Origin of the sequence: Clostridium thermarum (assembly GCF_006351925.1) — a bacterium.
Classification (GTDB): domain Bacteria; phylum Bacillota; class Clostridia; order Clostridiales; family Clostridiaceae; genus Clostridium_AU; species Clostridium_AU thermarum.
This window is the reverse complement of the sequence record NZ_CP040924.1, coordinates 3,633,538-3,652,705: the sequence shown is the minus strand read 5'-3', so window position 1 is coordinate 3,652,705 and position 19,168 is coordinate 3,633,538. Positions and strand designations below refer to the sequence as shown.

The following is a 19,168-nucleotide window of genomic DNA, read 5'->3' as shown; positions in this document are numbered from 1 at the left end:
GACCGCGGAATTTAACTTCTGCCTCTATATTTAGAGGCAGAAGTTTTTTGCTTATCTAATAATAGATTAGGAGGAAAATATTATGAATTCAGTACAATATTTTGACTCTATAGCAAAACAATGGAATGTAATAAGAAGCGAATACTTTGAGGAAAGGGTAAAGTACAAGCTTTTATCTATTAACAATATAAAGGATAAGGTAGTGGCTGATTTAGGATGCGGTACAGGTTTTGTGTCATTGGCATTGGCTAATGATGCAAGTATAGTGTTTTCTATAGACAACTCCATAAATATGCTAAAGGAGCTGAAGACAGCGGCTTTAAAACGGGAACTTAAAAATATATATCCCATAAAATCTTCTTTGGATAACTTGGCTCTCTTTGATGAGTCTTTGGATGCTACCTTTATAAATATGGCCCTTCATCATGTAAAGAACGCTAAGAAAGCCATAGAAGAGATGTATAGAGTTATTGTAAAAGGCGGATTTGTGGTCATTTCCGATGTTATGGAGCACAATGGAGAATGGGCCAGAGAAGAGATGTATGACGAATGGCTTGGCTTTTCCAATGAGCAAATAACTCAGTGGCTTAAAGAAGCAGGCTTTAGGGATATAAGGATTGAAAACACAGACTTGAAGTGCAAAGGATACTCCAGTAAAGGTGAGTACACTGAAACTGGGATATTTATAGCAACAGCAGTTAAATAGAGAGTGTGGGAGGAGTTAAAATGAAAATTGAATCATTATTAATACATGGTGGAATAGATGGAGATGAAAATACCGGGGCGGTAAATGTACCTATTTACCAAACCTCAACTTATAAGCAGCCTGAGATGGGGGTTAATAAAGGCTATGAATACTCAAGAACTGGGAACCCCACAAGAGAGGCATTAGAAAAGCTTATTGCAGAGTTGGAAGGAGGTTATGCCGGATTTGCCTTTGCTTCCGGCATGGCGGCCATAACGGCAGTGATTTTCTTATTTAAAGCCGGAGATAAAATTCTGATATCAAATAATATATATGGGGGCAGCTTTAGGGTATTAGATAAGGTATTCACTAATTTTAATATTAAGTATGCCATTGTCAATACCTCTAAGCTCCAAGAAATCAAAGAAGCCATTGATGAAAATGTTGTGGCCATATATATAGAAACTCCAACAAACCCTTTGATGGACATTACTGATATAGCAGAGGTAGCTAAGCTGGCTAAGGAACATGGTTTATTGACAATTGTAGACAATACTTTTATGACCCCTTATTTACAAAGGCCTATTGAATTAGGGGCTGACATAGTGGTTCACAGTGGAACAAAGTATCTTGGAGGCCACAGTGATACAGTATCAGGCCTTGCTGTAGTCAATAGCAAGGATTTGGCGGAAAGGCTTCACTTTATACAAAATGCTACAGGTGGTGTGCTGCCACCCTTTGACTCTTTCCTTATGATCAGGGGAATAAAGACCCTGGCGGTTAGAATGGATAGACACAATTCAAATGCAAAGATTATAGCGGAATACTTGAGAAGCAGGGCAGAGGTGGCTAAGGTATATTACCCCGGTTTTGAAGATCATCCGGGACACTCTGTCCAGAGTAAGCAGGCTAAGGGTTACGGTGGAATGATAGCCTTTGTTCTAAAAGAAGGGTACAGCTATAAGAAGTTTATTGAAGGCTTACAGTTTATTACCTTTGGAGAGAGCTTAGGAGGAGTAGAGTCCTTAATAAGTCATCCGGCAACTATGACTCATGCTTCTATTCCATATGAAATAAGGCAGAAGGTAGGAATAGTAGACAATTTGATAAGGCTATCTGTAGGAATAGAAAATGCGGAGGATCTGATAGAGGATATAAACAAGGCAATTGAGCTGGCTAAGGAAGAGTAATATATGGTAGAGGGTGTTGGTGATGAAATATATAAATGATTTAAGAGAGCTGATAGGGAATACTCCTCTCATAAAGCTAAATAATATGGGAGTTAAGTCAGGTGTAAATATATTTGCTAAACTTGAAAACCATAACCCGGGGGGCAGTGTGAAGGACAGAATAGGTGTTTATATGATAGAAGGGGCAGAAAGAGAAGGAAGGCTTAAACCGGGCTATACCATTGTAGAGGCAACTGCAGGAAATACAGGTATAGGGGTGGCCTTTGCAGCCTTAAATAGAGGTTATAATATAATCTTTGTAGTTCCGGAGAAGTTTTCTGTGGAAAAGCAAGCCTTGATGAGAGCCTTGGGGGCAAAGATAGTGAACACTCCCAGGGAACTGGGGATGCTGGGAGCAGTAGCTAAGGCCAAGGAACTTTTGTCCTCTATCGAGAATTCCATTGCTTTGGAGCAGTTTGAAAATGAAGCTAATCCCAGAGCCCACTATGAAACTACCGGTCCTGAAATATATGAGGCCCTGGAGGGGAAAATTGATTATTTTGTAGCGGGAGCCGGAAGCGGTGGTACCTATACCGGGGTAATGAAGTACCTGAGAGAAAAACTTCCAACGGTAAGGGGCGTTCTGGCAGATCCAATAGGTTCAACTATGGGAGGGGGGCCGGAGGGCTGCTATAAGGTTGAAGGAATTGGCAATAATTTTATTCCAAATACTATGGATATGAGCTTGGTTGATGAGGTAATAAAGGTCAAGGATGAAGAGGCCTTTAATATGGTAAAAGAGCTGGCACTTAAGGAAGGCATCATAGTTGGCAGCTCCTCAGGAGCAGCTATGGCAGCGGCCTTGAAGCTGGCAGAAAGTGTAGAAGGGGGAAACATTGTCACCGTATTTCCTGATAGAGGGGACCGATACTTTAGTAAGGGGATCTACTAGTTGCATATATTTAGCTAAGAGGCTGAATCTCAAGAATAACTTTCAAATGTAAACTGTCCACTTTCAACTAAATTTTTGTGTGGTCTAAAAGGTATGAATAAAATATTGAGAATGACATAATAATATAACTGGAAATTTTATATATAAAGGGAGTGTTTTTTTGGGAGTTAATAATGCAATGACTGCGGATTTTTTGAGATCAGCCTATGGCGGGGAAAGTATGGCTCATATGAGGTATCTCATATGGGGAGATGCTGCTGATAAAGATGGTTATCCTAATATAGGAAGACTATTTAGGGCAGTAGCATATGCAGAGTGGGCACATGCTAAAAATCACTTCAATGTATTAAAAAATGAAGCTGGTGCTCACACTGTTACAGCAGGCGCTGAATTCGGCAACACAAACATAGTAGAAAACCTACAGGGCGCAATAGATGGAGAATTACACGAAGTAAAGCAAATGTATCCTGTATATCTTGAAGCTGCAAAGTTCCAGAATGAAAAGGATGCAGAAAAGGCCTTCCGTTATGCATTAGAAGCAGAAAAGATTCATGCCAGGATGTTCCAAGATGCTCAGGACCTGGCAAGGGAAGGTAAGGACATGGGCGATGAAAAGATATATATATGTCCAATATGCGGCTATACGGAAATTGGTGCAAACGTTGAAAAGTGTCCCGTTTGCGGCGTTAAGAGAGAAATGTTCAAAGAATTCTAAAGATAAAAAGCTTCCCTTCCCATTTGTATGGGTGGGGAAGCTTTTTTCAGTGGCAAGGTGGCGTTTTATCTGAAAGCTTTTGGTATAAACAAAAGGACCTGTTGCCAGCACAAAGCTACGCCAAGCTGCATATCCTAATTATGTAACGGAAAGGAATTCAAGTATTCCATAAGGAGTGTATTATGATGACCGGAAGGGTTTTAAATTATTATGCAGAAGGTAATACTGCCAGAGGATTTTATAGTCTATATGAATCAAACCTTCAGGGATTAGATAAAATCTTCGTACTAAAGGGTGGGCCAGGTACAGGAAAATCAACATTAATAAAAAACCTTGCTAAGGAATGGAATGAAAAAGGATATGATGTAGAGGTTTTGCATTGTTCAAGAGAGAATGGTTCCATTGATGGAGTGATAATTCCCGAACTTAAGGTTGCAGTAGTCAATGGGAACGAACCTTGTGCAATTGTAGCAAAACTGCCGGGCCTCATAGAGCAGTATATAGATATGAGTGAGGCTTTAGATATTGAAAAACTTAAGAAACATAAGAAGGATATGATAAAGTTAACAGAAGAGACTGATGAAAAGTATAAGTTGGCTTATTCAAAATTCAGTGAGGCACTAAAAATACACGATGAATGGGAAAAAATCTATATCAGTAACATGGATTTTGCAAAGGCAAATGCAATTACTGCAGATATAATCGAAAGAATTTTAAAGGATGTACGTTTTGATAAGAAAGCAGTTGTAAAACACAGATTCTTCGGTGGAGCTACACCAAAGGGAACTACTGACTTTGTACCGGAAATTACGAAAGAAATGCCAAAGAGATATTTTATAAAGGGACGTCCCGGAAGCGGCAAGTCCTCTATGCTTAAGAAGCTTGCAGCAACTGCAGAAGAGAGAGGAATAGATGTAGAGGTATATCATTGCGGATTTGATCCTCACAGCCTTGACATGCTGATTTTCAGGGAACTAGGTGTGGTTATTTTTGACAGCACCTCACCTCATGAATACTTCCCCGGCAGAGATAATGACGAGATAGTTGATATGTATGAAGCCACAATTGCACCCGGAACTGATGAAAAATATGCAGCCAAATTAGCTGATATAATAAAAAGGTACAAGAAAAGAGTCAAAGAAGGAATTGCGGCATTGGCAGAGGCAAAGGAAATTCATGATAGCCTGGAGGAGTACTACAGGTATGCAATGGATTTCAGTAAAATAGAAGCGATCAAGGTAAAAATCAACAATTATATAGAAAGCATAAAGTAATTAATAATGAGTAATGAGTAATGAATAATGATGGATGAAATTCAGCGCAGCTGAATTTCTACAAAAATATTATTTTAAAGATTTTTCGTAGAGAAACGAAGAAAAATCCTCCATAATTACTAATTACTCATTACTAATTAATAATTTATAAAATTGCGGTATGCCGCAATTTTCTTCACAGGACTCTTTTGGCAGTAACAAAGCGGCTTTCCCAATAGGAAGTAGATATATCTGTTATCTTAACTACATCCCCTGCTTTTGGACTGTGGATCATTTTATTCTCGCCTATATATATTCCGACATGATTTATATTGGAGGTTCCTTCAAAAGAATAGAAAACCAAATCTCCCGGCTGAAGGTTTGCACGTGATACGGTAGTTCCCTGTTTAGCCTGATCAGCTGAAATTCGGTTTAAGTCAACTCCAACCATCTTATATACATATTGGGTAAGGCCGGAACAATCAAAGCCACCTTCTTGAAGAGACTCACCACCCCAAACATAGGGAGTGCCTAACAAGGATTTTGCTTTTGAAATTACGGTGTTGATTTTTGTCTCTCGATCATTGACCTGGGGGGTAGTTGTTTGTTGTTCTGTTAGCTTTAAGTAAGTACCACTGACCCATCCCGTTCTGCCATCAGAGAGCTGAATTTTATACCAGCCGTTACTTTCACCAATAACCTTTACGTTATTTCCCTGCCATAGTGTATGCATTACGGAGTAGCTTGTGCTTGGACCTGTACGTACATTAAGCTTGCTGGCAGTTACTATTCCAGTGGTGTCAAGGGCTTTTTCTGAAGCCTGCTGAGAGTTGCTTGCATTAAGTTCCGCAGCTTGAACCTTTGTGGAAGCGGCAAAGGGAATAGAGGCAACCACCATGGTGCCAAGGACAAGTTTTACAGTATTTACTTTAATATCAGAAAATTTTTCTTTTACAAACTTTCTAATCTTATCATCCAGATTTAATAGATTTTCTTTAAAGCTTTCTCCTAACTCACTTGAAAATTCAGTGGAGTTTTGATTCAGATTTATGACAAGTGTATAGCTACCATTATCTTCAACCAGCTTATAATCGGTATACCAATCCATTGACTGTGCCTCCTCATACTGTGTATTACGGATTTCCTATTTTTAGCACCTTTATATTATTGATGAAAAATACTCACACTATTAATGTATATATATATGGTTTCCCAAAAGAATAAAAATAAGTAGAGGGATTGAAAAAACATAATGGTATTGCTGAAAAGAAAATTTCTTTATGCTATAATTTTATAGGAATATATGCTAATGTTATTTTTGATAAATGTTTTAAAATTTTGATTGAAGGGGTGTAACGTGGATTTTGGTAAGTTAATTAAGAAAGAAAAGGATGCTATTGATTTACAGCATGAAGATTATGAAAATGAACATAAGAAGGACAAATCTATAGAAAGTACCATAAAGGAATATGCTGTCTCCATAGTGATATGTGTTATAATGGCCCTTATTATAAGGAACTTTATCATTGCCAGAGCTGATGTAGATGGGCAATCTATGTACCCCACTTTAAGCAATAGGGATGTTGTATTTGTAGAAAAAATTAGTACCCTGTGGGATAAATACAGTAGAGGAAGTATAGTTATCTTTCAAACTCATAATGCCAGAAATGACATATATATTAAGAGAGTTATAGCTATAGCCGGCGATGAAATAGAAGTAAAAGGCGGCAAGGTCTATGTCAATGGTGAAGAGGCTAAGGAGGATTATCTCCCGGAAGGTACATTCACTGAGCCCGAAAGGTTTTTGCTGGAGAACAAAAAATACAAAGTTCCGGAGGGCTGTATATTTGTAATGGGAGACAACCGGAGCAACAGCATAGACAGCAGAAGCTTTGGCCCTGTTAAGGTAGAGGATGTAAAGGGCAGGGCAGTGATGAGATTTTTACCAATAAAGGCTATGAAAATTTTATAAAAATATAATAAAGCTAACTGATAGGTTAGCTTTATATTTTAGAGGTGAAAACATGGAGAAGAGTTTTGAAGAACAAGTTAATGAAATGAAAAAGGTATTCTATATCCAGCAGCAATACCGCTTTGTGCTAAAACAAACCTCTGCCAAGGAGAGAATAGTTAAATTAAAAAGGCTCATGAAAGTGATCCTGGAAAATAGTGAAGCTATTCAGGAAGCAATCTATAAGGACTTTAGAAAACCTCATGAGGAAAGCTTGCTAACAGAAATACTTCCCGTAATTTCCAGCATTAAGTATACCATGAGAAAGCTTTCAAAATGGATGAAGCCAAAAAGAGTAAAAACTCCTATTTCGCATTTGGGAAGTAAAAGCCTTATAAGAAGAGAGCCGAGAGGGGTATCATTGATACTTTCGCCCTGGAACTTTCCATTTCAATTGGCCATTGATCCCCTTGTATATGCCGTTGCTGCAGGAAATTGTGTCATATTAAAGCCTTCTGAATTCAGTCCCAATACTACGGCCATAATAAAAAGAGTTGTTGAAAGTGTCTTTGAGCAAAAAGAGGCAGCGGTATTTGAGGGGGATTACAGGACTGCAGAAAGATTACTTGAACTGCCTTTTGATAATATTTTCTTTACCGGAAGCCCGGCAGTAGGCAAAAAGGTTATGGCTGCAGCAGCCAAGAATTTAACCACCGTTACCTTGGAACTTGGAGGAAAGTCACCGGTAATCATACATTCCTCAGCAGACATGGAGGATGCTGCTAAAAAGATTGTTTGGGGCAAGACAGTAAATGCCGGACAGATATGTGTGGCTCCAGATTACTTGTTCATACCAAGGGAGAAAGAAACAGAATTTATTTCTCTGTTTAAGAAGTATGTAAATAGATTTTATGGCGACATGAGTGAGAAGGAAAGTCAAAAGTATACCAGCATAATTAATAAAAGGCACTTTGACAGAATCAAGGCTATGGTAGAGGATGCTGTAAAAAAAGGTGCGTCAATTCCCGTTGGTGGGGACTTTTATGAAGACGCCAATATTATTACCCCTACATTACTTACCGGGGTTCCATGGGATTCGGATATTATGGAGGAAGAGATTTTTGGACCTGTACTACCGATTATTCCCTATGACAATCTTGATGAGGTATATTCTTACATAAATTCAAAGCCAAAGCCTTTAGCTCTATATGTTTTTGCTAAGGATAAAAGAACGGTTAAAGATGTAATGAACAATACTGAATCCGGTGATATAGCTGTAAATAATGTTGTGATTCATGTATCTAATACCAATTTACCCTTTGGTGGTTTTAATAACAGTGGAATTGGAAAGACACATGGCTACCACGGCTTTATGGCCTTCACCCACGAAAGGTCTGTCTTTGAGCAGGGACGGATAAATACGGTAGAAACCTTCTATCCTCCATACAAGAGCAGCACAAAGGGATTGATAAAAAGAATGATGAAGTATATTTAAAAATGGTTCTTGATTAAGCTATATGACTCTGTTATAGAAAAGTGTTGGTGGAAAAGTATAACCTAAAAATTTGCCCATCAATCTTTTGTTAAAATATTTAGGCATGCCATCGCATGCCTAAAAAAGTATATAAAAGATTTTTCGTAGAGAAGCGGAGAAAAATCCTCATTCATTTTTAATTCTTAATTTCTAAAACAATTTACTAATTTCTTATAAGTGAGATAACCGTTTGTTTATATATCTCTGGCAACGCCGCTTTTTCTGGCAGCTTCGCTGACGGCCTTGGCAACCTTCATTTGAACATCCTTGTCAAAGGCTCTTGGGATTATATTTTCCTCAGACAGGTATTCTGTAGGAATTGAATCTGCTATAGCATAAGCCGCAGCTACCTTCATCTCCTCATTTATATCCTTGGCCCTTACATCCAAAGCACCTCTGAAAATTCCAGGGAAGGCAAGTACATTGTTTATCTGATTAGGAAAATCAGATCTTCCGGTTCCGATAATTCTTGCCCCAGCTCTTGCAGCATCCTCAGGGAAAATTTCCGGGGTTGGATTTGCCATTGCAAAGATAATGGCATCCTTATTCATACTTCTGACCATAGCTTCTGTAACAGTATTGGGAGCAGATACACCTATGAATACATCTGCATCTTTTATCACATCAGCCAGTGAGCCAGTAAGCCTTTCCGGATTTGTAAGCTCTGCTATGGCGTCTTTAGAAGCATCTATATGCTCCATTCCTTTATAAAGGGCACCCTTTCTATCACACATTATTATGTTCTTAACACCGGAAGAAAGAAGCAGTTTTGCAATTGCAACACCGGCAGCACCGGCTCCGTTCATAACTATTTTTATATCTTCTAATTTCTTATCTACTATTTTAAGTGCATTTATAAGGGCGGCCAGGGTAACTACAGCAGTTCCGTGCTGGTCGTCATGAAATACCGGTATATCAAGTCTTTCTTTTAGTTTTCTTTCGATTTCAAAACATCTTGGAGCAGATATATCTTCCAGATTTATTCCTCCAAAGGATAGGGAAATGTTGGCGATAGTCTCTACAATTTCATCGGTATCCTTGGAGTTTATAACTATTGGAAATGCATCTACATCACCAAAGGTCTTGAAGAGTACTGCCTTACCTTCCATAACCGGCAAGGATGCCAGCGGACCGATGTCGCCTAACCCCAATACGGCGGTACCATCGGAAACTACAGCTATGGTGTTCCATCTTCGTGTATACCTATAGGCTAGTTCAGGATTCTTTTCTATCTCCAGGCATGGCTGTGCTACTCCAGGAGTATAGGCAAGGCTCAAATCCTTAGAGTCTTTAACTTCAATTCTGGATACTATTTCTATTTTCCCTCTTTTTTCATCGTGAAATTTTAAAGCTTCATCATAAATTGACACAAATAATCCCCCCTTGTATAAGTCTATTTCTGTTTACTGGTTTCTGACTTTTTTTGTTTAAAATATATCAGAGCGTAATTAATAAGTGCGATAAAAGCGCTTATAACAGCAATAACTAACATGTAGTCCCCTAAATTTTCATCCAAGGACAAAATAAATACTGATAAGTAAAAAAGAAGGGTTGAGGCCTTTCCAAATATATTAGATGGGATAACGGTATTTTTAGAAAATAAAAACATTCCGGATATAATCATGAAAACTTCCTTCAGAGCGATTACAACTACAATCCAAACCGGAGCATAATCCTTTATGGCCAAACAAACTAACACTGTGAGCAGCATAAGTTTATCAGCTAATGGGTCCAAAACCATCCCCCATTTGGTAACTAAATTATATTTTCTTGCTATGTAACCATCCAGGACATCAGTGGCACCTGCCACCAAAAAAATAGTTATAGAAGTTATAAGGCTGTTTTCCATAGATGAAAAGAAAACTAATACAAAAACCGGAATCAAAAAAAGTCTAAAAAGTGTAAGTATATTGGGTAAATTCATAAAACTACCGGTCTAAGTCCGGCTGTCACCTCCTTGATTAATGTGACCACTGCCTTATATGTGCAGTTGATTGAAATTATAACAAAAGTAATATGTTTTTTATTGAACCATTTCTTAGAGCACACAATATAATCATATCACATTATTGAAAGTAAAAAAAGGAAAAGTAATGGAGAGTAGTGACCTTATCTATAATTAAAGATAGTATTGGGGTTTTAATTGAAGGAGTAAAAGTGCTACCATCATCCCGGGATTTTCCGAATTATAAAACGAATTATTTAGATAATGTTCGTTAATTATGTTGACTATCCTTTTTTGCTTTGATAATATTGTTAATGGAGATAGTCATTACATGATAAAAGTTCCAATTATTTCATTCTTTTGTGTTAATGATATATTGCATGGATTTAATAAAAAAAATTTCAAAAAATAAACATGAAAATCAATTAAGTTTAAAAAACAGTTAAAGGTAAGGATTGGAGGAAATTATATGTCATCATTTATAGTTTTAGGTGCTCAGTGGGGTGATGAAGGAAAGGGTAAAATGACAGATTACCTTGCAGAAGGCGCCGATGTGGTTGTGAGATTTCAAGGTGGAAATAACGCCGGCCATACTGTGGTGGTAGGAGAAAAGGAATATAAGCTTCATCTTATACCTTCGGGTATCCTATATGGAGATAAATTAAACGTAATTGGTAATGGAGTGGTGCTTGACCCCAAGGCGCTTTTTGGAGAGATAGATTATCTGCAGGGACTTGGAGTGGAGGTAACGCCAAAGAATTTGATAGTAAGTGACAGAGCTCAAGTGATTATGCCCTATCATAAAGTGTTAGATGCACTAAAGGAAAAGGCCAGAGGGAAGAATGACATTGGAACTACCGGTAAGGGTATTGGACCATGCTATACGGATAAGGCTGAGAGAAGCGGTATAAGGGTATGTGATCTTATAAATCCTACAGTGTTCAGAGAAAAGCTTGAAGCAAATATTGAAGCTAAGAACCAGTATATAACTAAGGTTCTTGGTGGTGAAACTCTTGATTTTGAAAGCATATACCAGGAATATAGGGAATTAGCCGAGAGGTTAAGACCTTATGTAGAAGATATATCGGTTAGAGTTTACGACTTAATAAAGGCTGGGAAGAAGGTACTTTTCGAAGGTGCCCAGGGTATGCTTTTGGATATAGACTATGGAACCTATCCCTATGTAACCTCTTCAAATACCATTGCCGGAGGAGTTTGTACAGGTGCTGGAATAGGACCAACAATGATAAATAGCGCCATAGGAATAGCCAAGGCCTATACTACAAGAGTAGGTAAGGGCCCATTCCCAACAGAGTTAGATAATAAAATTGGTGAGTGGATAAGAACTAAGGGACATGAGTATGGGGTAACAACCGGAAGATCAAGGAGATGCGGATGGCTTGATCTTGTTATTTTAAAGACCAGTGCCAGAGTAAATGGCTTGACCAGCTTTGCAGTGACAAAGATTGATACTCTTGCAGGTTTGGAAAAGATAAAGGTATGTGTAGGCTACAAATTTAACGGTAAGGTTATAGAATACTTCCCTGCAAGTCTGGAAGACTTGGCAGCCTGTGAACCAATCTATGAGGAATTCGACGGCTGGGATGACAGCGTAGCAGATGCAAGAAGTTATGATGAGCTTCCTGAAAACGCCAAGAAGTATTTGAAGAGAATAGAAGAGTTTACAGGTGTAAAAATAGCAATCATATCTGTGGGTCCAAAGAGAGATCAAACTATGGCAGTTGGGGACATTTAGTGGGTTGAAATTATAAATTCTGTTAGTTATAATAATCCTAAGACAAAGCAATGGTTTGCTATGAATGCTTGTCAAATTCACAAAGAAAGGTTGATGGCGATGATAACTAAGGATACTACTATCGGAGAAGTTGTTAGAACTTATCCTGACAAAATCGATATACTTATGGACTTCGGTATGGGATGCGTAGGATGTCCTGCATCACAGGCTGAAACTATAGAACAGGCAGCAATGGTTCATGGATTAGATCTAGAAGACCTTCTTGCAGCACTAAACAAATAATGGGTAAAACACAAAAAAGAGACTCTGAACAAAAATTCAGAGTCTTTTTTATAAATTGAGTCATTGCATTTTAATTGTTAAAATGATAATGTAATTATAAATGTTACTGGAAATTTTATCAAGAACATATTTAATATTGACTAAACATAATAGGGGGTGAGTGTTTAGGGTTCAGCCACCTTAAACGTACTATGAGAAAAAAAGAAATGTCCAAAGAATATGAAATTCACTATTATGAGGTAGATTTTAGAAAGCAGATGAAGATAACAAGTCTAATAGACTTTTTGGGAGATATAGCAACAGACCAAAGTGAGAAGCTGGGAATAGGAATGGATTATCTTTTCTCCAAGGGCTTAGGTTGGGTTCTGTATAAGTGGGATATAAAGGTATACAGCTACCCGCATTATGGAGAGAAGATAGTAATAAAGACCATACCCTATGGGTTCAGACGGTTTTATGCCTATAGAATATTTGAAATATATAATCAGTCCCGACAGTTAATTGCAGAGGCAAAGTCCATATGGTTTTTAGTAAACATAGAGAAGAAGAAACCTGTACGGATAGAAACCAATATGTATGAGGCTTACGGCATAGCCGAAGACTGTAAGGATACCTTGCAAATAGAAGACATATCAAAACCGGAGAACATACAGGAAGAAAAAATCTTCAATGTAAGATACAGCGATATTGATACCAATAAGCATGTCAATAATTCTAAGTATGTATCCTGGGCTATAGAAGTCGTACCCTTAGACCTTGTGCTAAATTACTCTCTGAAAGGCATCAAGGTGACCTATCAGAAGGAGACTAAATATGGTGAAGCTGTAAGTTCTAAGGTACAGATAAACAACATTGAAGATAGAGTTGTATGTAACCACAGCATAGAGGACAGGGAGGGTAATATTCTTGCCCTATTAGAAACAAGATGGGAGAAGGTATAAGCTGTGAATACCCATGTGGATTGTATTGCCTGTGTAGCTTATTCAAAATATCATTCATCTTTCTCTGTAAATGCGATATGATAATGAATAAACTTAGTGCCGGAAGGTATGCTAACATGTTTATAGCGGAATAAATGGGTAATGAGCAATGAATAATGAGTAATTTTTGTAGAAATTCAGCTCCGCTGAATTTCATCCATAATCACTCATCACTCATTACTCATTACTCACTGAAACTTCCACCTCGAAGCAGCTGGGGCTTAATTGAGTCTCCGAACCGAGATAGAGGAATTCTTATTACCGGAATTTCTGAGGCAACCGGTGCGATTTCGTTGAAACGGAAAAACAATACCAGGTCCTGATCATCTATATAGAAGGGCTGGTCGTCAGCTATACCCTTAAAGGACTGTATGGCACCGGGGAAGTATTTTTGAGGATTTGTGCCCAGCTCCTTCACTATCTCTGTGTTAATTAAAGCTTTCGCATTAACCCCGGGCTTGAATAAGTCTGCTACAGATAAGGATTTTCCGGTGTTGATATCATAATTATAGGTTGTCCGTATATAGTAGCTTCTTCCGTTGATATACTGCTCATATATTAGGGAAAGGCTTATTATATTGTTTTTGTTGTATGTTACAGCGTAAATGTTGGAAATCCGGTAGGGATCTATTTTTTTATTGGCTGCTTTTGCTGCTTGGGCATTTTCATCTGCAGCTTGCTCCATTTGACTATTAAATTCCATGATGTCATTTTCAAAATTTGAATTTATATGCTTTAGTATATTTGGAGCTATAGAACCCTGGATTATAGGAATTCTGAGCTCCACCTTGATTTTTTCGTTACTGGTTTTAATGTTCTTGGTAACTACATTGATAGGGTTATTTGGTGAATCCATACGGTAAATTTCGGTGCCATAAGGACAAATATGGCGGTAGTAATCATAATAAAACATTAAGCCTGCCTCCTCATATATTAGGTTGGCAATGTGGTGCCATAACCTTCCTATTTACAATATGCAGAAGCAGGCTTACAGGTACATATTTATTTTACACAATTGCGGGCAGCAACTACGCCGGAGCTCCAGGCCCACTGCAGGTTATAGCCGCCACAATCACCATCTACATCTAGTATCTCACCGGCGAAATATAAATTTTTATGAAGTTTAGATTGCAATGTCCTTGAATCAACTTCAGTGGTGTCCACACCGCCGGCAGTCACCTGTGCGTTGGCGAAGGAATTAGTGCCGCAGACCACGAACTTCCAGCTTTGAAGATGTTCCAGCAGTGACTTTTTTTCCTTCCAGGAAACTTCCCAAAGCGGTTTGTGAATATTCACGATACCGGATTCCTTTAATATTATTGGTATAAGCTTTTTATTTATGATGCCAATGAAGGCATTCATTAAACTTCTGTGGCCAAAGAGAGCCTTGTGATTTTCAATAAAATTATCTAAGTCGTAAGCATCCAGGTTTGGAAACATATTAATCCTTATTTCAACCTTTTTTCCGCCCTCAAGGTTTACGGAAGCAATACGGCTAAGCTGCAAGATTGGAGGGCCGGAGATGCCATAGTCAGTAAAAAGTATTTCACCGAACTCCTTTCTGAGTACTTCCCCTTCGACTATTATTTCGGCAAAACCATCAAACTTTATGCCGGAGAGGGCCTTTAAATTTTTGTAGTCTAGTTTAAGCTGAACTAAGGCCGGATGGATGGGGAGTATTCTATGGCCAAGTGCTTTTGCTAAACTGTATCCGGAGCCATCAGAACCAGTAGCGGCAGCAGATTTTCCGCCAGTACAGAGAATTAATCTTTCGCATTGATATACAATATCACCTTCAGAGGATTTCGCTGTAACTTTAAAGCCGGATTTAAATGGCTTAATATCGGACACTTTATTCCCGGTATAGACGGGAATGTTCCTTTCTTCTAAGGCCATTCTAAAAATATCCAACACAGAGGAAGCCTGCAGAGAAAGGGGATACATCTTACCGCCTTCTAAAGTGGTCAGAGGCAACCCCAGCATGGCAAACAAGTCTACCGTATCACTTACTGTGAACTCCCTTAGTACCGGCAGAAAAAAGTCTGTATTATTGCTGTGGTAGGGAATGGGGTAGTGAGGCTCACCGGTCTTTTTTCTTTCTATATATGTCTGCAAAGTAGAATCTATAGTATTATTTGAAATATTACATCTGCCGTTTCCGGTAGTTAATATCTTTTTACCAATTCTATCGGTACCTTCAATAATAGCAACGTCTGCTCCATAATCTTTTGCAGTAATGGCAGCAGTAATTCCAGCAGCACCACCGCCTAATACCAATATCTGATGTTTCAAACTTAATCATCTCCATATCCTTTAGTATTCTAATATTTTATCATAATTTTTATAAGTGAGGAATCAGTAGAAGTTATCTAATAATTTATACATCAGTAAACAGTACCTGGGCATATTATAAACTATAGAGGTTAAAAAATATACTCTAAAAGGAGAAAGCCGATATGAACCGTAGGGAATATTTACTGGACAGCAATATAGTCATAAAGCTCTGGAACAAGCAGCCTCATCTCCTTGATAAAATTGACGATGCCGAAGGAATAGATTATAAGGTGGCTAAAAATATAGCCGGAGAGCTATCTGTAAAGGAATATAGGGAATTTAACGGTATGCCTATTCTTACAGATAAGTTTCTTAAACTTATTGATCATATAATTGAAGTTGATGAAAGTATCTATGAGCAAGATTTTACCGGTATATTTTCCTTCAGGTATGATAAAAATAAGAATATTTACTATATAGATGATAATAAGCTGTCAGCCAATGATTTCAGCCTCATAGCTACCTGTAAAAAATATGAACAATATGTTCTGGTAACTGATGATAAAAGAATGTATAATAGTGCTAAGACTTTATTAGGACCATCTAGGGTATTAAGCTATAAAGATTTTCTGACGGAAATAGGTAAGAAAATAGAATTGTAGCAGGGATCTCTATTGTATAATATCAAGCAAATATGATGAACAATACGGAGGGATAATAAGAAAATGAATGCATCAGAATTTATGAAATTTAAAAATTGGGCAGTAGCCGGAGATGTTTTAAACAATCAGAAGTATGCCTACAAAATAAAGATGAGTCTTGAGAATGCAGGGTTTAATGTAAGCGGCATGAAGCCGGGGGTTTCAGCAAAAGGTGTTTACCAGAGCCTTAAGGAAGTTCCTCATGCTATCGATGTACTGGATTTATGTATAAATCCCAGGGATGGAATAAAGGTTGTTAAGGAAGCTAAAGAATTAGGCATAGATAAAATACTGATACAGCCAGGGGCTGAAAGTACAGAAATACTAGAGTTTTGCAGGGAAAACGGCATCAATGCAATAGAGGGTTGTGCGCTTGTAGAACTAAGAAAAATTTTTTGATAAAAATGTTGAAAAAAGTTGTTGACACTATTAAAGTTTTCTTGTATTATAGTCTATGTCGGGTCGCGAGGCCCGTACAACAAGTGAAAATGGCTCCTTGGTCAAGCGGTTAAGACACCACCCTTTCACGGTGGTAACAGGGGTTCGATTCCCCTAGGAGTCACCATTAATGTGGGCGCATAGCTCAGCTGGGAGAGCATCTGCCTTACAAGCAGAGGGTCACAGGTTCGATCCCTGTTGTGCCCACCACATTATGGCCCAGTGGCTCAGTTGGTTAGAGTGCCGGCCTGTCACGCCGGAGGTCGAGGGTTCGAGTCCCTTCTGGGTCGCCACATTTGACTCAAAGTAGATGATGGTTTGAAAATCCGGATACTTTGTTCATATATTCTTATTGGCTCCTTGGTCAAGCGGTTAAGACACCACCCTTTCACGGTGGTAACAGGGGTTCGATTCCCCTAGGAGTCACCATTATGTGGGCGCATAGCTCAGCTGGGAGAGCATCTGCCTTACAAGCAGAGGGTCACAGGTTCGATCCCTGTTGTGCCCACCACATAATATGGCCCAGTGGCTCAGTTGGTTAGAGTGCCGGCCTGTCACGCCGGAGGTCGAGGGTTCGAGTCCCTTCTGGGTCGCCATATGCTGGCATAGCTCAATAGGCAGAGCAGCTGACTTGTAATCAGCAGGTTGTTGGTTCGATTCCGATTGCCAGCTCCATTAAAACCTTGGATTTGATTCCAAGGTTTTTTTACATTTTTATTTATATTAAAAGTAAAAAAGCTTGGACTAAAATTTTTTCAGATGCATATAAAATAAGTAGTGAAAAACAAATCAATTATTGTTGAAAAGTGTCTTTGATACTATAATATATGGTAAGGAATTAATTTTACTATGATTTTATGGAGGCTGAGAATGAACTGTAATATTTGTAATAATGAATTCAAATATATAGATGGGCTTAAGTTCTGTCCATATTGCGGCAGTAAGCTTACAATGAAGTTTATAGCCTCTGAAGAGAAAATGGACACACCTGGCGAAGAAGAGGACAAAGTTCAGGCAGAAGAAACCTATGTTGACGGTGTAGAAATAGAAATTGACCAAGATATGGAGGAAACTGGGGATATAGGGCAAGGTTCTGCTGGTCAAAAGGCAAAAATACATGATACTTTGGAGATGCCACCTATAACAGATGAGGTAATAGAGCGGGAAAAGAAGGCTAGAAAGTCATTAAAAAGATCTAAAGTCCTAACTGGAATAAGGAATGCTATCTCTAGCAAATTGTTTGTCATACCCTTTTTTGCCTTAATTGTTTTAGGGGTATCCGGTTTTTTGGCCTATAACTATCTGCTGAATACCAAGGTTGAGGATGCCCAGGTAAAGGCTGACCTGATTGGTAAGACTATAATTCTGCCTAAAGGGACCAATTTCGAAATAGAAAGAGGTTTCCTGAAGGAGATGACTGTAGTTAACAGAGTTTATAATAAGGAACAGGGCGTTGAGTACATTGATATATCTACTGTTTTAAACAACAACTCTTTAGAAGTGAAAGGCTCTCTTCAAGTAGCATATAAAAGGGAAGGAAGAAATCAGTGGAAGCTGATGGATGAGATAACACTAAAGAACGATATAACAGTTAAGGCTGTTGCAGGCATGGAAGAAACAAAACTGCTTCAGGAAATCAAGCAACAAAAGGTAATAGCGGCGGGCGAAGAGGTAGGATTAAGTGAAGGAATAGTTAATAGCTTAAAGATTTTACAAAGGACTCCTGACTTTGAAGCAGGAAAGGAAGAGGTGCTTGCGGAGGTCATTATTGATGGTGGAGTGCTGCAGGCAAAGGGAAATGTAGTTATTAGCCTGAGCTTTGACAATGAAGTATGGACCGTAGATGGGATTAAAAATGAAGCTGATAAGCAATTTGAGGTTGCTATATCAGAGACACTTTCAGAAGATCTTATATTGGAGCAGATTCAAAATAAGGGCCTTGAGGAGTATGTAGCTCACAACTCAGTATTTGGTGGTAAAAGCTTTTTAGTAAAAGACAAGTTTTCCAAGTCTATGACTATACAGAGCAAAGAATTGGATGACAGCAAGAAAAAGTTGACGGTCACTTTGAAGAGGGAAAATACTGCAGGAATGCTGAATTCTACTTTGGCAGCTACCTATGTATTTAATGTTTCCTTAAAGGGACTGACCTATGTTAGTAATTCTAAGTCCACTGTGGAGGATGTTTCGGTGACTGCCCTATCCAGAGATGCAATAGCAGCTTCCCTGTCCGGGGCCGAGGTAGAGGGCAGAAGTGACTTTTTCTGGTGGTCAGATAACCATAAGCTTACGGAAACTGAAGCAAATACCTTTAAGCTCGATGAAATACTGTCAAAAACCAGATATAAGAATATAAACTATGTCTATGGAAGCTTAACCTATGACAATGAGACAGTTTCTGTAGTGGCTCTTTACTATCTCTTATATGATAATTCCAAGGGATATGTATGGAAGCTGGATAGTGTAATTAGCTCAGAATCAAGTAAATACAGGTACTACAGCAAAGAAACCATAAGGCAATGAGTAAATAAAA

At 38.4% G+C, this 19,168-nt stretch carries 18 protein-coding genes, 7 tRNA genes and 1 other annotated feature (1 of these 26 cut by a window edge); of the genes, 20 read left to right on the top strand and 5 right to left on the bottom strand.

Annotated features, from left to right (window positions below):
• Nucleotides 1–29, top strand: a binding site (T-box leader); it begins 230 nt to the left of the window's first position.
• A gap of 53 nt (nt 30–82) precedes the next feature.
• The 5 genes from FHY60_RS16855 to FHY60_RS16835 all read left to right on the top strand — a co-directional run bounded on the left by FHY60_RS16855 (nt 83) and on the right by FHY60_RS16835 (nt 4,795).
• Entirely contained in the window at nt 83–706 is a 624-nt protein-coding gene (locus FHY60_RS16855) for a class I SAM-dependent methyltransferase (protein WP_139906109.1), read from the top strand.
• Nucleotides 707–726: 20 nt separating this feature from the next.
• On the top strand, nt 727–1,875 hold the full coding sequence (locus FHY60_RS16850) for a trans-sulfuration enzyme family protein (protein WP_139906108.1): 1,149 nt from the start codon (nt 727–729) through the stop codon (nt 1,873–1,875).
• A 22-nt stretch (nt 1,876–1,897) separates the two neighbouring features.
• Nucleotides 1,898–2,806: a PLP-dependent cysteine synthase family protein gene (locus tag FHY60_RS16845; protein WP_139906107.1), complete on the top strand. Its 909-nt coding sequence runs from the start codon at nt 1,898–1,900 to the stop codon at nt 2,804–2,806.
• 160 nt (nt 2,807–2,966) lie between these two features.
• Complete coding sequence (locus FHY60_RS16840) at nt 2,967–3,521, top strand: rubrerythrin family protein (RefSeq protein ID WP_139906106.1); 555 nt, start codon at nt 2,967–2,969, stop codon at nt 3,519–3,521.
• 182 nt (nt 3,522–3,703) lie between these two features.
• Nucleotides 3,704–4,795, top strand: a complete 1,092-nt coding sequence (locus tag FHY60_RS16835) for a PRK06851 family protein (protein ID WP_341472535.1) — start codon at nt 3,704–3,706, stop codon at nt 4,793–4,795.
• 175 nt (nt 4,796–4,970) lie between these two features.
• Here FHY60_RS16835 and FHY60_RS16830 read toward each other — a convergent pair whose 3' ends face one another.
• The gene (locus FHY60_RS16830) at nt 4,971–5,882 is read right to left on the bottom strand and encodes a C40 family peptidase (protein WP_139906105.1); all 912 of its coding nucleotides are present in this window, start codon (nt 5,880–5,882) and stop codon (nt 4,971–4,973) included.
• 249 nt (nt 5,883–6,131) lie between these two features.
• On the opposite strand from FHY60_RS16830, the gene lepB reads away from it, so the two are divergent.
• Complete coding sequence (gene lepB, locus FHY60_RS16825) at nt 6,132–6,746, top strand: signal peptidase I (protein WP_243122171.1); 615 nt, start codon at nt 6,132–6,134, stop codon at nt 6,744–6,746.
• A gap of 52 nt (nt 6,747–6,798) precedes the next feature.
• The gene (locus FHY60_RS16820) at nt 6,799–8,220 is read left to right on the top strand and encodes an aldehyde dehydrogenase family protein (RefSeq protein WP_139906104.1); all 1,422 of its coding nucleotides are present in this window, start codon (nt 6,799–6,801) and stop codon (nt 8,218–8,220) included.
• Between the two features lie 233 nt (nt 8,221–8,453).
• Here FHY60_RS16820 and FHY60_RS16815 read toward each other — a convergent pair whose 3' ends face one another.
• Complete coding sequence (locus FHY60_RS16815) at nt 8,454–9,629, bottom strand: NAD(P)-dependent malic enzyme (RefSeq protein ID WP_139906103.1); 1,176 nt, start codon at nt 9,627–9,629, stop codon at nt 8,454–8,456.
• A gap of 23 nt (nt 9,630–9,652) precedes the next feature.
• Nucleotides 9,653–10,183, bottom strand: a complete 531-nt coding sequence (gene pgsA / locus FHY60_RS16810; RefSeq protein ID WP_139906102.1) for a CDP-diacylglycerol--glycerol-3-phosphate 3-phosphatidyltransferase — start codon at nt 10,181–10,183, stop codon at nt 9,653–9,655.
• Nucleotides 10,184–10,673: 490 nt separating this feature from the next.
• Between pgsA and FHY60_RS16805 the strand changes: the two genes are divergently transcribed.
• The 3 genes from FHY60_RS16805 (at nt 10,674) to FHY60_RS16795 (ending at nt 13,183) form a co-directional block, all read left to right on the top strand.
• The gene (locus FHY60_RS16805; RefSeq protein ID WP_139906101.1) at nt 10,674–11,960 is read left to right on the top strand and encodes an adenylosuccinate synthase; all 1,287 of its coding nucleotides are present in this window, start codon (nt 10,674–10,676) and stop codon (nt 11,958–11,960) included.
• Between the two features lie 99 nt (nt 11,961–12,059).
• Nucleotides 12,060–12,242, top strand: a complete 183-nt coding sequence (locus FHY60_RS16800; RefSeq protein ID WP_139906100.1) for a DUF1858 domain-containing protein — start codon at nt 12,060–12,062, stop codon at nt 12,240–12,242.
• A 191-nt stretch (nt 12,243–12,433) separates the two neighbouring features.
• A complete protein-coding gene (locus FHY60_RS16795) occupies nt 12,434–13,183 on the top strand; it encodes an acyl-[acyl-carrier-protein] thioesterase (protein ID WP_139906099.1) in 750 nt (249 codons plus the stop codon).
• 223 nt (nt 13,184–13,406) lie between these two features.
• Here the strand turns inward: FHY60_RS16795 and FHY60_RS16790 are convergent, their stop codons facing one another.
• Both FHY60_RS16790 and FHY60_RS16785 read right to left on the bottom strand, forming a co-directional pair.
• Entirely contained in the window at nt 13,407–14,135 is a 729-nt protein-coding gene (locus FHY60_RS16790) for a DUF3298 and DUF4163 domain-containing protein (RefSeq protein WP_139906098.1), read from the bottom strand.
• An 89-nt stretch (nt 14,136–14,224) separates the two neighbouring features.
• Nucleotides 14,225–15,514, bottom strand: a complete 1,290-nt coding sequence (locus FHY60_RS16785) for a BaiN/RdsA family NAD(P)/FAD-dependent oxidoreductase (RefSeq protein WP_139906097.1) — start codon at nt 15,512–15,514, stop codon at nt 14,225–14,227.
• Nucleotides 15,515–15,678: 164 nt separating this feature from the next.
• On the opposite strand from FHY60_RS16785, the gene FHY60_RS16780 reads away from it, so the two are divergent.
• The 10 genes from FHY60_RS16780 to FHY60_RS16735 all read left to right on the top strand — a co-directional run bounded on the left by FHY60_RS16780 (nt 15,679) and on the right by FHY60_RS16735 (nt 19,158).
• Nucleotides 15,679–16,158 (top strand): PIN domain-containing protein, encoded by a 480-nt coding sequence (locus FHY60_RS16780; protein ID WP_139906096.1) that lies wholly within the window; start codon nt 15,679–15,681, stop codon nt 16,156–16,158.
• Nucleotides 16,159–16,221: 63 nt separating this feature from the next.
• Complete coding sequence (locus FHY60_RS16775) at nt 16,222–16,596, top strand: CoA-binding protein (RefSeq protein WP_139906095.1); 375 nt, start codon at nt 16,222–16,224, stop codon at nt 16,594–16,596.
• A gap of 91 nt (nt 16,597–16,687) precedes the next feature.
• Nucleotides 16,688–16,762, top strand: a tRNA-Glu gene (locus FHY60_RS16770).
• A 7-nt stretch (nt 16,763–16,769) separates the two neighbouring features.
• Nucleotides 16,770–16,845 (top strand) — tRNA-Val (locus FHY60_RS16765).
• Nucleotides 16,846–16,851: 6 nt separating this feature from the next.
• Nucleotides 16,852–16,928, top strand: a tRNA-Asp gene (locus FHY60_RS16760).
• A gap of 61 nt (nt 16,929–16,989) precedes the next feature.
• Nucleotides 16,990–17,064: transfer RNA gene (locus FHY60_RS16755), tRNA-Glu, on the top strand.
• Between the two features lie 6 nt (nt 17,065–17,070).
• Nucleotides 17,071–17,146 (top strand) — tRNA-Val (locus tag FHY60_RS16750).
• 8 nt (nt 17,147–17,154) lie between these two features.
• Nucleotides 17,155–17,231 (top strand) — tRNA-Asp (locus tag FHY60_RS16745).
• A 3-nt stretch (nt 17,232–17,234) separates the two neighbouring features.
• A tRNA-Thr gene (locus FHY60_RS16740) sits at nt 17,235–17,310 on the top strand.
• 195 nt (nt 17,311–17,505) lie between these two features.
• Nucleotides 17,506–19,158: a hypothetical protein gene (locus FHY60_RS16735; RefSeq protein ID WP_139906094.1), complete on the top strand. Its 1,653-nt coding sequence runs from the start codon at nt 17,506–17,508 to the stop codon at nt 19,156–19,158.
• The last annotated feature ends 10 nt before the right edge of the window (nt 19,159–19,168 follow it).